This is a genomic window from Terriglobales bacterium (assembly GCA_035567895.1).
GTDB lineage: Bacteria > Acidobacteriota > Terriglobia > Terriglobales > Acidobacteriaceae > Gp1-AA112.
In genome coordinates, this window is sequence record DATMPC010000111.1 from 21976 (window position 1) to 34600 (window position 12625).

A 12625-nucleotide genomic window follows, 5' to 3' on the forward strand; every position below is an offset into this window, starting at 1 on the left:
AAACGCTGAAGACACATTTGACCTGCTAAAATATTCTGTTTGCCGCGCGATTCCGAAACGCACGGGCGAGGCGCCCTGCGCTCCGACTGCCAGCGGCTTCCAGCCCGCCTCGGCAGGCATTCACCACTTCAGGAGATTTTTGCATGGCGATTCCAGCCACACAGTTGCGTCCGGGAATGATCATTAAGCACAACAATGATCTGCACTCGGTGTTCAGCGTTGAGCACCGCACTCCGGGCAATCTGCGCGCGTTTATCCAGGCCAAGCTGCGCAATCTGCGTACCGGCGCGATGTTCGAGCATCGTTTTCGCTCGCCTGATCCGATCGACAAGATCGTGGTTGATGAAGTCGACATGGAGTTCCTCTATAGCGACGGTGACGATTACTACTTCATGAATACCGAGTCCTACGAGCAGACTCATCTCAAGCGCGATACGCTCGGGGACGCCGTTGAGTATCTGACGCCGAACCTGCAGATCAAGGTCGAGTTCTACGACAACAAGCCCGTGGGAATCGAACTGCCGCAGACGGTGGAGCTGATGGTCGTCGAGACCGAACCGGGACTGAAGAGCGCTACGGCAAGCAGCGTGACTAAGCCCGCTAAGCTCGAAACCGGACTCGTTGTGCAGGTGCCGCCGTTCATCAACGAAGGTGAGAAGATCCGCGTGGATACGGCGGAAGGCGCGTATTTGTCGAGGGCTTAGCTGCTCGCGACTGGCTTCTGTATAACACCAACACCCAACGCCAACACCGCAACACGGATTGGACGGATGTTACGGATCGACGGATGAAACAGGATTGCGCTCCTCGTATTGCTCACTGATTCGAGCCCGTCGAATAGGTTTCGCTAGCAGCCAGTGGCCAGCAGCTAGCAGCTTGTTATGACTCGTCGTTACATCGTTACCGGACGCGTGCAGGGAGTTGGGTTCCGCTGGTTTGTGGAACGCGAAGCTAGCGCGTTGGGTGTTGGCGGATGGGTGCGCAACAACGACGATGGCGCTGTCGAAGTGTTGGCTACCGGCACTGCCGATCAGCTCGCGCGATTGCGAAGAGCTCTTGAGAGGGGGCCTCGGGCGTCGCGCGTAGACGAAGTACAGGAATTCGAAGAAGAGCGGCAAACTAGCGAGACATCATTCCGTATTGAAGGAGCCTGGTAGTGAGTGCATCCCGTGCAGTCCCGACGAAGTCGAACAATGCGATTAATTGCGATCACCTTAAGAAGCTTATCCGCGAAGTTCCCGACTTTCCCAAACCGGGCATCCTTTTCTACGACATTACGACGCTACTGAAAGATAAGGTCGGCTTCGCTACGTTGATCGATGCCCTTTCTGCGCACTACATGGAGAAGGACATCGATCTAGTGCTCGGTATCGAGGCCCGGGGATTCATCTTCGGCCCTGCTCTGGCATATCGCCTGAATGCAGGTTTTGTTCCTGTGCGTAAGCCGAAAAAGCTTCCTGCCGAGACTGCCAAGGTCACGTATCAGCTGGAATACGGCAGCGATTCGCTGGAGATGCACAAGGATGCAGTGAAGCCAGGACAGCGAGTCATCATCGTCGACGATCTCCTTGCGACCGGTGGCACCTGCGCTGCGACGGTGCAATTGACGAAGTCACTTGGTGGACAAATCGCCGGGCTCGCCTTTGTGGTGGAACTGGATTTCTTGAATGGGCGAGAAAAGCTGAAAGAGTACGACGTTTTCTCGTTGCTGCACTATGACAAGTAGCTGGTAAGTTGCTCAGCTTCTAAGCGCTTAAGCAAAAACAGACCAAAGTGGCACAGGCGCCCTCGCCTGTGTTGACGTTGGGCGGAGCCACAGCCGAGGGCGGCTGTGTCACGACTAGCCTGGAGGCTCAGCAGCTTAGCCGCTCAGAAGCTCTTTACCATACGCTGCAGGTCTTCTCCGGAGCCATCGGAGTGCCAGTCTTACAGGCGAATGTCTTCCTGAATTCAGGGAGGTTCACTATAACGCCATTTACTCGGTACTTGACCGGAGAGTGCGGATTCGTCTGCGCGATCATGCGCAAGACTTCAGGCGTGTAGTTTTCGCACCAGCCTTGTCCGTAGCCAACGAAGAAGCGTTGCTCGGGTGTAAGGCCGTCGACTGGTTGCGGCTTCTGATCGAGCCCGGAGGCATGCGCGAGATAAGCCATCCATGCCAGTTTGAGTCCGCCGAGATCGGCCACGTTCTCGCCGAGCGTGAGTTTGCCGTTCACGTGTACGTCTTCGGTAGCGATGAAGCCGTTGTATTCATCGACTACGCATGAGACCCGCTCCTCAAACTGCTTCGCATCCTGCGGAGTCCACCAGTCTTCGAGATTGCCTTTCGCGTCGAATTGACGGCCTTCATCGTCAAAGCCGTGTGTAAGCTCGTGGCCGATCACGCCGCCGGCATCGCCGTAGTTCACCGCGTCGTCCATATTGTTGTCGTAGAACGGAGGCTGCAGGATGCCGGCAGGGAAATTGATGTCGTTCATCTGGGGGTTGTAGTATGCGTTCACCGTTGGAGGAGTCATTCCCCATTCGGTACGATCTACCGGCTTGCCGATCTTGTCGATCTGGCGATGCGATTCGAATTCTGCGCCGCGAACGAAGTTGCCGAGCGCATCTCCCCGGACGACTTTGTATTTCGTGTAGTCGCGCCATTTGTCGGGATAGCCGATCTTGTTGACCACGGTGTGCAGTTTCTCCAGAGCGCGCTGCTTGGTCTGCGGCGTCATCCAGTCGAGCTGCTCGATGTCCTTTTGCATCGCGCCTTCGATGTCGTGAACCATCGTTAACGTGCGCGTTTTACCTTCCGCGCCGAAGGTGCGGTCGACGTAGGCTTGTCCCAGGGCTTCCCCGAGCACGCGATCGGTTGAGCGGACGCACCGCTTCCAGCGCGGCTGCAGTTCCTTTGCACCTGCGAGCGTGTGATTGTAGAAATTGAAGTTCTCATTCACGAACGCTGTCGGCAGCGTAGGAGCGAGGGCGTGGACGGTCTGCCAGCGCAGATACGTCTTGATGTCATCCAAGCTGCGCTGTCCCAGTACGGTGTTCAGGCTCTTGAAGAACTGAGGAACCGCAACGTTGAGAGAATCCACCGGAGGAGTGCCTACCGCACGCATGTAGTTGGCCCAGTTGAATGACGGAGCCATGTCTTCAAGATCCCTCACGGGCAGCTTGTGATACAGATTCGAAGGTTCGCGACGGTCGACTACAGTCAGCGAGCCATTTGCCAGCGCAATTTCGATCTGCATTACGGTTTGCGCGTCAGCCGCTGCCTGCGATTGCGACTCACCCAGCAGCTTGAACATCTTGGTCACATGTTCGATGTACTGTTTGCGGATCTCCTCGTCCTTGGCTCCCGTCCGCGTGTAGTAGTCGCGTTCAGGTAGTCCGAGCCCGCCCTGGTCTGCCTCGGCGATCACTGAATTCGCATCCTTAAAGTCCTGATCGGAGCCATAGTCGAACAGCGCATCGACGTTGATGAGATGAAGACGAGCGACCGTGAGCGCGAGATCAGCTTTGTCCTTGATGGCAGCGATCCGGTCTAGCTCTGGCTTTAGCGGCGAGGTCCCCTTCTTCTCGATCGCATTCTCATCCATGCAAGATGAGTAGTAATCGCCTATCTTCTGATTCACCACGCTGCGCTTCGGATCGTTGGTCGAGGCCTTCTCGAGGATGTCGCGGAGGATGAGACGATTGCGTTCTGCAAGTTCAGTATCACGTCCATAGGAGCTCTGGTCTGCTGGAACCGGATTCTGCTTGAGCCAGCCGCCGCAGGAGTACTGGTAGAAGTCCACGCAAGGATCGACGCTCTTGTCCATTAGATTGGGATCGAGGCCCTTGAGTTGAAGAACGTGACTTTCGGGCGAAGTTGACCCAGTCGGTTGTGGAGCCGTTTGTGAGAGCACCACAGTCGCGAATAAAGCGACAACGAGCAGCAGATGAATTCTCATGAGTTCTCCTGGAGCAATGAAGAAATCAGAGTGTAGCAGCTTGAATACAGTCGTTGGACGATGCAAAACGCGTAGAGTGGGGACGAGAGCGGCATCTCTTGGCAGAAATCTCCGCTTCTTGGACCAGGGACCAATTGAATGTTGCCTCATCAATCTCGATAAAATCGAAGCATGAGTTCCTTCGGCAAGCTGCTGATCGGCGTTGGCGGGCTGCTGATCGTCATCGGCTTGTGCGTTCTCCTTGCCACTCGTGCCGGCATTCCGCTCGGACGTCTGCCTGGCGATATCAACTACCGCGGCAAGAACACAGTTGTTTTCTTTCCCATTACGACCTGCATTGTTCTGAGCATCGTGTTCAGCCTGGTTATGTGGATCGTGAATCGGTTCTTTCGATAAGGGGAAGCCTTTGTCATTCCGAACCGCCGGTTTGTGGCGGTGAGGAATCCCTATGGACTTCGACACGTGGATTCAATTCGAGAACCGCGAATAATTCTCGACTGTCTTTCGGCAAAGTAGATTGAAGAAATCGGGAAGCCTCGCATCAGACCGGCAGGGTGGCAGTCCATAGGGATTCCTCACCGCCACAAACCGGCGGTTCGGAATGACAACAACAGAGGGAGACGTGGTGAATTAGACTCTTCTCGCTGATGTCTACTCTCGAACAGCTTGGCTTCAGCTTTCAGCCGCAGCGGCGCATCTTCACTGTGCGCGATCTGGTGGGCATGGTGCGAACCGCGGTTGAACGCGAGTACACCGACATTTGGATCGGTGGCGAGATCTCGAACTATCGCCCTGCCGAATCAGGACATCTTTACTTCACGCTGAAAGATGGCGAGGCTCAGCTTCGGGTGGTGATGTTTCGCATGCAGGCGCGCCTGCTGCGATTTCGTCCGGACAACGGCATGGAGGTTCTTGTTCGCGGACGAGTGACGGTTTACGAAAGCCGCGGCGAGCTTCAGCTTATCGCGGAGTACCTTGAGCCAAAAGGTGCTGGTGCGCTGCAGATTGCATTCGAGCAGCTCAAGGCGAAGCTCGCAACGGAAGGATTGTTCGACCAGGCGCGTAAGAAGCCGATTCCGACCCTACCGCGATGCATCGGCGTGGTGACGTCGCCGCGTGGAGCTGCGATTCACGACATGCTGAATGTTTTGCGGAGAAGGCATGCATCTGCCCGGCTGTTGATTTATCCCGCGCAAGTGCAGGGAGAAGCCGCGCCGAGCGAAGTTGCGTCGGGCATCCGTTACTTCAATAAGTCGCGCAAGGTTGATGTGATCGTCGTTGCGCGCGGTGGCGGCTCGCTCGAGGATCTTGCGGCGTTTAACGATGAAGGGCTCGCGCGCGTAATCGCCTCGTCTGAGCTGCCTGTTATTTCCGCGATTGGTCACGAGACCGACTTCACGATTGCTGATTTTGTCGCTGATTTGCGGGCCGCAACACCCTCCGCGGCAGCAGAACTGGTGATTTCTGCAAGGCAGCACCTCGAAGAGCAGATCGGCTCTCTATCCCTCCGCCTGGAGCATGGAATTCGTTATCGGCTGAATCTCGATCGCCGCCGGTTCCACGAGTTGGGTGAACATCGCGCTCTTCTGCGCGTTACCGATGCGATCCGTCGCCGTGAGCAGCGATTGGATGAATGGTCCGCGCGCCTAGTCGGGTCAGAAAGCAGTCTTCTGCGAGGCTATCGTCGCCGATTGGATCTCGCCGCCATTCGCGTCCGGCATCACGACCTGCGACGTCTATTTCTGGGAATGCAGAGGAACTTGCAGGCAATCCACTCCCAGCTTCCACGGGCCATGCGCTCAGTGTTGTTTAGCCGCCGTGCGCGATGGGAACAATTGACTGCGCGTCTCGATTCTCTTTCGCCGCTCAAAATCCTCGATCGAGGTTATGCGGTTGTATTCGCTCCGTCCGGCAAGCCTGTCGTTGACTCCACAACCGTTGCGCCTGGAGACGAATTGGAAGTGCGGCTGGCGAAGGGGAGTCTGGACGCGCAGGTGCTGAGAACGTTCAAGTAGAGTTTTTGTGGCACAGCCGCCCTCGGCTGTCGCTTTGCCCAAATCCGAGAGCAGTCAGGGCGCTTGCGATGTGAGGCGGTTTTATTCATTCGTTAAATTACTCCTCATGCCTCTGGATGGAACTCAAGAGAAGCAACGCTCACTGGCATCCTAAGTCTATGCCGAAGAAAGCTGAGTTTGGGCGGAGCCACAGCCGTGGGCGGCTGTGCCACGATGCCTAGACACTCAGCCATCCTTCGTCTGTCCCACGCGCACGCCTATTACAATGCTTTCATGAACAAGATGATCGTCTCCAACCTCGTGCACCGGCCGATTCGGTCGCTCATCAGCATCTTTGCGATTGCGATCGAGGTGACGCTCATGCTTGTGATCGTGGGCTTGATGTTTGGCATGATGAATGACACCAAGGAGCGCCAGGCTGGAATCGGGGCGGACGCGATGGTTCGCCCACGCGGATCCTCGGTGATTCTGAGCGCCAGCGGAGCGCCGCTTTCGATCAAAGTTGCGGATGTGCTGCGCAGGCTCGGGCACGTTACGGCCGTGTCCCCTGTCCTTCTTCAAGGCACCACTGCAGGAACGGTAGAGACCATTTATGGCATTGATCTCACAAGCTGGGACGCTATGGGTTCACCATTCCAGTATCTTTCTGGCGGGCCCTATCAAGGTCCAAATGACATCATCGTTGACGATTATTTTGCCAACTCCGCGCACGCGAAGGTGGGCCAGGAGATAACGGTACTGAATCACCAGTTCAGGATTTGTGGGATTGTTGCTCATGGGAAGGGTGGACGCAAATTCCTGCAGATTGCTACGCTGCAAGACCTGACAGGCGCTCAAGGCAAAGCCTCCATCTTCTATGTGAAGCTCGATGACCCGAAAAATTTCGACGCCTTCAAAGCGGAAGTGGTGAAACTGCCGGGAATCAGTCCGGATCAGGTGGAGTCAGTGAAAGAGTGGCTTACTCTCATCACGCCAGAGGCACTGCCGGGATTCTCAATTACCGTGAAAATCGTGATTGGCATTTCAGTGTGCATCGGCTTCATTGTCATTTTTCAGTCGATGTACACGGCAGTCATGGAGCGCACTCGCGAGATCGGGATTCTTAAGTCGCTGGGGGCATCGAAGACTTACATTGTCAATGTGATGCTTCGTGAGACCGCAATTCTCGCGATTGCAGGTATCATTCTGGGAATCGCAATCAGCTATACGACGCAATCAGCCCTATTCGCGAAATTCCCCACAATTCGCGTGCAGGTAGGTGCGGAACATTGGGTATGGAAGTCTGCGGTGATTGCCGTTATCGGCGCGGTGGTCGGTGCTTTATATCCTGCTTTCAAAGCTGCACAGAAAGATCCCATCGATGCGCTGGCCTACGAATAGCTGTTTGACGGCTCAATTCGTGAGCAAGCCAGCGACCAGCCGCGCTTCTGCTACAATCCCCTCCGCTTTCCAATGGCATCTTCCCGCGGAGGTTTCCTATGCAGATGCTTGCCAGGTTGGCTGTCGGTTGTCTTCTCCTCTCGTCGCTGCTCTCGGTCACCGGGTGCGGTTATCACAGCGACAAAGAGAAGTACTATCTAGTTTCTGTCAACATTCAATTGCCTTATTGGCAGGCTGCTGCAGCGGGCATTCGCCGAGCTGCGCACGAGATGCAGGTGCAGAGTCAATTCTCTGGTCCTGACAGCTATGACGCGCAGGCTGAGGTACAGGCCTTCCGCCAGGCTGTAGCGGCTAAGCCCGGCGGTATCCTCGTGTCTCCGGCGGATCCCAAGCTCATGACTCCAGAGATTGATCGAGCCATCGAACAAGGCATCGCCGTCATCACGGTAGATTCAGATGCACCGCTCAGCAAGCGCCTCTTCTACGTTGGCACCAACAACATAGCCGCTGGCGAGTTGGGTGCCCGCGTTGCGATCAGGAAGACGAACGGAAAAGGAAACTTCATTGCCTTCACTATGCCAGGACAGGCGAATCTCGATGAGCGGCTTGAGGGCTATCGCAAAGCCTTTGCCGCTCATCCGGAGATGAAGATCGTTCAGGTCGTCGATATCCACGGCCAGCCGACGGCCGCCTTCGACGCTGCTGAGGCCTCTCTCGCAAAAAAGGGTGCTGACAAGATCGATGGGTATTTGTGCCTGGAAGCTTCCGCTGGAAAGGAAGTTGCCGAGGTTATGCGTCGATACAAGGCCAAAGACCGTGTCATTGTGGCCTTCGACACTGATCAGGAAACGCTGGATGCCGTCCGTGATGGCACCATTGCGGCCACGATCGCGCAGAAACCCGCAACCATGACCTACATCGGCACAATGATGCTCGACAGCCTGCATCACAACTTGAAGGAATCGATCAACCGTTATTGGGTTAATGATCCTTATGCTCCGGTTCCTGCATTCGTGGATACCGGAGCCACGCTCATTGACCAGAGCAATTTGGACGATTTCGTCAAGGCACGCGATGCCGCTGCCAGCAATAAGTGAGAAGTCTTAAGGATTAAGAAAGGTCGGCGGGAAGCATGTTGCACTGATCGAATTCGACTGCTATGCCGGTCGCTGCGCCGCGAGGGAAGCGTTCGACCCGAACGATAACTCCGTCACATTCCATGCGGATGTTCTTTCCGAATGCGGCCAGCACAAATTGGAGCGAGATTTTCGATCCTTCCAACGCATCGATTTCGGCGTAGAAGAATGCCCCTGAGGTGCTGAGGTCACGCATGATCGCAAGCTTCTCGTGACAACCTATTGACGGGCAGCTTATTGAGGCAGGGACGGTGAGGTGCACGCGCGATACCCTTCGTGCTTCGTCAATCATCGAGCGCATAATGTCGATTGCTCGCTGACTGCGCTCGACCACCGGTCCCTCCACGATCATGGCCGATCTAAATGCATTTACTGGGCCAGCCAGTAAGTTGCTGATTTTATTGAGGGAGTGTGAGGATATTTACTGGCAATGTGAGAAGTTTTTGCTTACCTGGGCCCTAATTAAGGTGAAATCTTCCTCGTTGCTGAAGCGCAAACACTTTCACACTGTGGATATTTTCTCGGAGATTCGGGCCCACCAATCTTCGAATGATTCAAGCGCCCGCCGACATTGCAGGCGATGACGTTCCTTTTTGTCCCGAATTTGACGTCGTGTGGCGTCGTCACATTTAGGAAGCAGATCGAATGTGATGTTTGCCGGCTGAAAGTTTTTGGCCTCGGCATTACAGATGTAGTGAATCAGCGATCCGAGTGCCGTGTCACGAGGTGGCGGGATCGGCTCATCTTCACTAACGAGTGCTGCAGCATGAATTCCGGCTAGTAGTCCAGCGGCGATCGACTCGGTATATCCCTCCACGCCGCATATCTGTCCCGCGAACAAGACGTTCGGATGAAGTTTCATTTGCAGAGTCTCGCGGAGGAGCGTAGGAGCATTCAGGTAAGTGTTGCGATGAATCTGGCCGTAGCGCAGAAACTTTGCATTCTCCAGTCCCGGAATCAGACGAAGAATGCGAGCCTGCTCTCCGAATTTGAGGTGATTCTGAAAGCCGACGAGGTTGTAGGAGTCATTGCGGAGATTCTCGCTGCGAAGCTGTACCACCGCATATGGCATCTTGCCTGTGCGTGGATCTCGAAGTCCGACTGGCTTCATCGGACCGAAGCGCAACGTGTCACGACCACGGCGCGCAATCTCTTCAATCGGAAGACAGCCTTCGAAGTAGTTCAGTTTTTCCCATTCTGGGCCGTCGACTGATTGGGCCTCGATCAGCGCATCGTAGAAGCGGTCATATTCTTCCTTTGTGAATGGACAATTGATGTAATCTGCGGTTCCTTTGTCGTAGCGGGCTGCAAGGTAGACGCGTGAGTGGTCGATTGAATCTGTTTCTACTACCGGGCTGATCGAGTCGTAGAAATAGAGATGTGAGCTTCCGGTGAGCCGCGCAATATCTTCGGAAAGGGCGTCAGAGGTGAGCGGCCCAGTGGCTACAATCGTGATTCCGTATGTTTCGTCGACGCTGGTGACCTCTTCGCGTACGACGTTGATCACAGGCTCAGCAGCGATTGCCTCCATAATCCGCCGAGAGAACTCCTGCCGATCGACGGCCAAGGCATGTCCGGCGGGGACGGCGCTGGCATCCGCGCATTGCAGCAGTACGGACCCGGCGCGCCGCATCTCCTGCTTCAGCAACCATGGAGCCGTGTTCTCGCTTTCACTCTTAAGCGAGTTCGAGCAAACCAACTCGCCGAAATCTGCAGTCCGGTGAGCCGGAGTGGTTCGCACAGGACGCATCTCGCAAAGCGTCACTGCCACTCCCCGCCGGGCACATTGCCATGCTGCTTCACACCCCGCCAGGCCACCGCCAATAATGGTCACACGACTATGCATCTGCATGAATTCTATTGAAAGTGTGCCGTCGTCGCTGCGCCGTTTGTTCTTGTCTGCTCCACGCTTTTCGTGATACCAGACTGCTATGGGCCGAATAACCAGTGCGGGTTGAGCCGAGAAGAGTGGCCAGCAGGATAATTCCCTGCTGTTTCTCTCAGAATTCCCTGGTCAGTTGCGAATCGCCAGTATTTACGCGGCTCTCGTGTGGATATTTTTTCTACGGGAATTATTTCCCTGCCGCTTTCCCTGAAGCAGGGAAAGCACCCATATCCGGCCAAATGCGAAGCCACGATGACTTGTCCCCTAGGCATACTAGAAAGCGCCTCCCGGGCTGAATACCGAGTTCGCCTTTCAAAACAGCGCCGGCGTGATTTTCATGCTCATATCTACGGCTTGCGGCGAGTGCGTGAGAGCACCAACGGAGATGTAATCCACACCTGTCTCGGCATAGCTGCGGACATTCTGCAGATTCATTCCACCAGAGGCTTCGAGAGGGATGCGGCGAGTGTGGCTGGCAACGCGCTCGACGGCTTTGCGAACCGTCGCCGGATCCATGTTGTCGAGAAGAATGGCCTCCGCTCCGTTTGCCAGCGCTTCTTCGAGCTCGTCCAGCGTACGCACCTCAATTTCGATGGGCTGCGAGCCCACGCGCGCCTCATGCGCACGCTTCAGGACCCGTTCAATCCCGCCACCGAGCGAGATGTGATTGTTCTTGATGAGCACGCCATCGGAGAGGTCCAGTCGATGATTGTGTCCTCCGCCACAGCGTACGCCGTACTTGTCTAGCAGGCGCAATCCCGGAACCGTCTTCCGTGTGTCAAGAATGCGAGCTCTCGTTCCAGCGATGGCATCGACATAACGTCGCGTCGTCGTCGCGATACCACTCATGCGCTGCAGCAAATTCAAGATCACGCGTTCGCAAGAGAGGATGACGCGTGCATTGTGTCGAATCACCGCAATCGCCTGCCGATCGTGCAGGCGAACACCGTCGAAGATCTCCGGATGACTGATGACTTCATGGTGCCCTACAACGGATTTGTCAAGGCTGCTGAAGATCTCAAGAATTCGATTCACGGCCCCCAAGCCGGAGAGAATGCAATCCTGTTTGGCGTGAATGGTCGCGGTGGCTCGCATGCGCGGATCGATGCAAGCCTGAGTTGTGGCATCGCGAGTGGCACGATCTTCTAGGAGGGCTCGCTCGAGAATTTCAGTGATGCGCCGACTGTGCCAATCCAATGTGTGGTCTCAGGGGAAAAGAGTAGGCGCGTAGCGCCAACAGATTTTACAGTACGACCAGTGGCCGAATGAGTCAACGCCGGAGAATCGAGCACATTCCAACGGCGATGACTATAGCTCCAGACTCTTTAGATAGTCGCGGAATGCGGGATTCAATTCAGGACGTTTCAGCGCGAATTCTACAGTCGCTTGGAGGAACCCAAGTTTGTCGCCCGCATCGTGCCGCCTGCCTTCATAGCGATAGCCAAAGACTTTTTGCTGCTTCAGCAACAGGCGCAGGGCATCCGTCAGCTGTAGTTCTCCTCCGGCTCCCAGCGGAGTGTTGTCGAGAACCTCGAATATCGCGGGTGTCAGAATATAGCGGCCAATGATGGCCAGGTTGGAAGGAGCGTCGGCGAGCTTTGGCTTCTCGACCATGTCACGAACCTCAAAGAGGCGATCATTGCCCTTGACAGGAGTCGCGTCAATCACGCCGTAGGAGGAGATCGCGGGCCCATCCACTTGTTGTGTGGCGATGATGCTGGACTGCGTCTGGTTGAACTGGTCGATCATCTGCCTCAGGCATGGCGGATTGGCATCGATCACGTCATCCGCCAGCAGCACTGCAAAAGGTTCGTCGCCGACCAGTTCGCGCGCCATCAATACGGCATGTCCCAGTCCCAGCGCTTCCTTTTGACGCACGTACGCGACGTGAATCATGTCAGAAATCTGGCGCACGATGGTCAGAAGATCGGTCTTCTTGCGCTCCTCGAGCATCTTCTCGAGTTCGTAGCTGACATCGAAGTGGTCTTCGATAGCACTCTTGCCCCGGCCCGTCACAATGATGATCTGATCGCATCCCGCCGCCAAGGCCTCTTCTACCCCATACTGGATGATGGGCTTGTCGACAATGGGCAGCATCTCTTTGGGCTGAGCCTTCGTCGCGGGCAAAAATCGAGTGCCCAAACCTGCAGCGGGAAATACTGCCTTGCGTACCCTCATTGCCATTTGTGATCTTCCTGTGCGCAGGCGGCGCGATAAAAGTTTGATGCGGAGTGAAGCGACTGGCGAATCGATTCGGGGCTTAGACGG

The 12625-nt window shown here is 55.6% G+C and carries 12 protein-coding genes; 7 read left to right on the forward strand and 5 right to left on the reverse strand.

Features of this window, described 5'->3' with window-relative positions:
- Positions 1-143 precede the first annotated feature (143 nt).
- The 3 genes from efp (at position 144) to VNX88_24245 (ending at position 1726) form a co-directional block, all read left to right on the forward strand.
- Entirely contained in the window at positions 144-704 is a 561-nt protein-coding gene (efp, locus tag VNX88_24235) for an elongation factor P (protein ID HWY71798.1), read from the forward strand.
- A gap of 177 nt (positions 705-881) precedes the next feature.
- Complete coding sequence (locus tag VNX88_24240; protein HWY71799.1) at positions 882-1157, forward strand: acylphosphatase; 276 nt, start codon at positions 882-884, stop codon at positions 1155-1157.
- A complete protein-coding gene (locus VNX88_24245) occupies positions 1157-1726 on the forward strand; it encodes an adenine phosphoribosyltransferase (GenBank protein ID HWY71800.1) in 570 nt (189 codons plus the stop codon). The genes VNX88_24240 and VNX88_24245 overlap by 1 nt, the downstream gene beginning before the upstream one ends.
- A gap of 154 nt (positions 1727-1880) precedes the next feature.
- Here the strand turns inward: VNX88_24245 and VNX88_24250 are convergent, their stop codons facing one another.
- Positions 1881-3941: a M13 family metallopeptidase gene (locus tag VNX88_24250; GenBank protein HWY71801.1), complete on the reverse strand. Its 2061-nt coding sequence runs from the start codon at positions 3939-3941 to the stop codon at positions 1881-1883.
- Positions 3942-4112: 171 nt separating this feature from the next.
- Here VNX88_24250 and VNX88_24255 point away from each other — a divergent pair, with 171 nt between their 5' ends.
- The 4 genes from VNX88_24255 (at position 4113) to VNX88_24270 (ending at position 8433) form a co-directional block, all read left to right on the forward strand.
- A complete protein-coding gene (locus VNX88_24255) occupies positions 4113-4337 on the forward strand; it encodes a DUF2905 domain-containing protein (protein ID HWY71802.1) in 225 nt (74 codons plus the stop codon).
- A 251-nt stretch (positions 4338-4588) separates the two neighbouring features.
- Positions 4589-5956, forward strand: coding sequence for an exodeoxyribonuclease VII large subunit (gene xseA / locus VNX88_24260; protein ID HWY71803.1), 1368 nt, complete (start codon positions 4589-4591; stop codon positions 5954-5956).
- 213 nt (positions 5957-6169) lie between these two features.
- A complete protein-coding gene (locus VNX88_24265) occupies positions 6170-7336 on the forward strand; it encodes an ABC transporter permease (protein ID HWY71804.1) in 1167 nt (388 codons plus the stop codon).
- Positions 7337-7434: 98 nt separating this feature from the next.
- Positions 7435-8433, forward strand: a complete 999-nt coding sequence (locus VNX88_24270; protein HWY71805.1) for a substrate-binding domain-containing protein — start codon at positions 7435-7437, stop codon at positions 8431-8433.
- 13 nt (positions 8434-8446) lie between these two features.
- Here VNX88_24270 and VNX88_24275 read toward each other — a convergent pair whose 3' ends face one another.
- The 4 genes from VNX88_24275 to galU all read right to left on the reverse strand — a co-directional run bounded on the left by VNX88_24275 (position 8447) and on the right by galU (position 12541).
- A complete protein-coding gene (locus VNX88_24275; GenBank protein ID HWY71806.1) occupies positions 8447-8824 on the reverse strand; it encodes a PilZ domain-containing protein in 378 nt (125 codons plus the stop codon).
- 150 nt (positions 8825-8974) lie between these two features.
- Entirely contained in the window at positions 8975-10324 is a 1350-nt protein-coding gene (gene trmFO, locus VNX88_24280) for a methylenetetrahydrofolate--tRNA-(uracil(54)-C(5))-methyltransferase (FADH(2)-oxidizing) TrmFO (protein HWY71807.1), read from the reverse strand.
- Between the two features lie 345 nt (positions 10325-10669).
- Positions 10670-11554 carry a carboxylating nicotinate-nucleotide diphosphorylase gene (nadC, locus tag VNX88_24285; protein ID HWY71808.1) on the reverse strand — a complete coding sequence of 295 codons (885 nt, stop codon included), beginning with the start codon at positions 11552-11554 and terminating at the stop codon, positions 10670-10672.
- 111 nt (positions 11555-11665) lie between these two features.
- Positions 11666-12541, reverse strand: a complete 876-nt coding sequence (gene galU, locus VNX88_24290) for a UTP--glucose-1-phosphate uridylyltransferase GalU (protein HWY71809.1) — start codon at positions 12539-12541, stop codon at positions 11666-11668.
- Between the last annotated feature and the right edge of the window lie 84 nt (positions 12542-12625).

What these genes read in the sequence shown, in the direction of transcription:
- VNX88_24255 (HWY71802.1), top strand. Translation starts at nt 4,113, where the DNA reads ATGAGTTCCTTCGGCAAGCTGCTGATCGGCGTTGGCGGGCTGCTGATC.
- xseA (HWY71803.1), top strand. Translation starts at nt 4,589, where the DNA reads ATGTCTACTCTCGAACAGCTTGGCTTCAGCTTTCAGCCGCAGCGGCGC.
- VNX88_24250 (HWY71801.1), bottom strand. Translation starts at nt 3,941, where the DNA reads ATGAGAATTCATCTGCTGCTCGTTGTCGCTTTATTCGCGACTGTGGTG.
- VNX88_24265 (HWY71804.1), top strand. Translation starts at nt 6,170, where the DNA reads ATGCCTAGACACTCAGCCATCCTTCGTCTGTCCCACGCGCACGCCTAT.
- galU (HWY71809.1), bottom strand. Translation starts at nt 12,541, where the DNA reads ATGGCAATGAGGGTACGCAAGGCAGTATTTCCCGCTGCAGGTTTGGGC.
- VNX88_24270 (HWY71805.1), top strand. Translation starts at nt 7,435, where the DNA reads ATGCAGATGCTTGCCAGGTTGGCTGTCGGTTGTCTTCTCCTCTCGTCG.
- VNX88_24240 (HWY71799.1), top strand. Translation starts at nt 882, where the DNA reads ATGACTCGTCGTTACATCGTTACCGGACGCGTGCAGGGAGTTGGGTTC.
- trmFO (HWY71807.1), bottom strand. Translation starts at nt 10,324, where the DNA reads ATGCAGATGCATAGTCGTGTGACCATTATTGGCGGTGGCCTGGCGGGG.
- efp (HWY71798.1), top strand. Translation starts at nt 144, where the DNA reads ATGGCGATTCCAGCCACACAGTTGCGTCCGGGAATGATCATTAAGCAC.
- VNX88_24275 (HWY71806.1), bottom strand. Translation starts at nt 8,824, where the DNA reads ATGATCGTGGAGGGACCGGTGGTCGAGCGCAGTCAGCGAGCAATCGAC.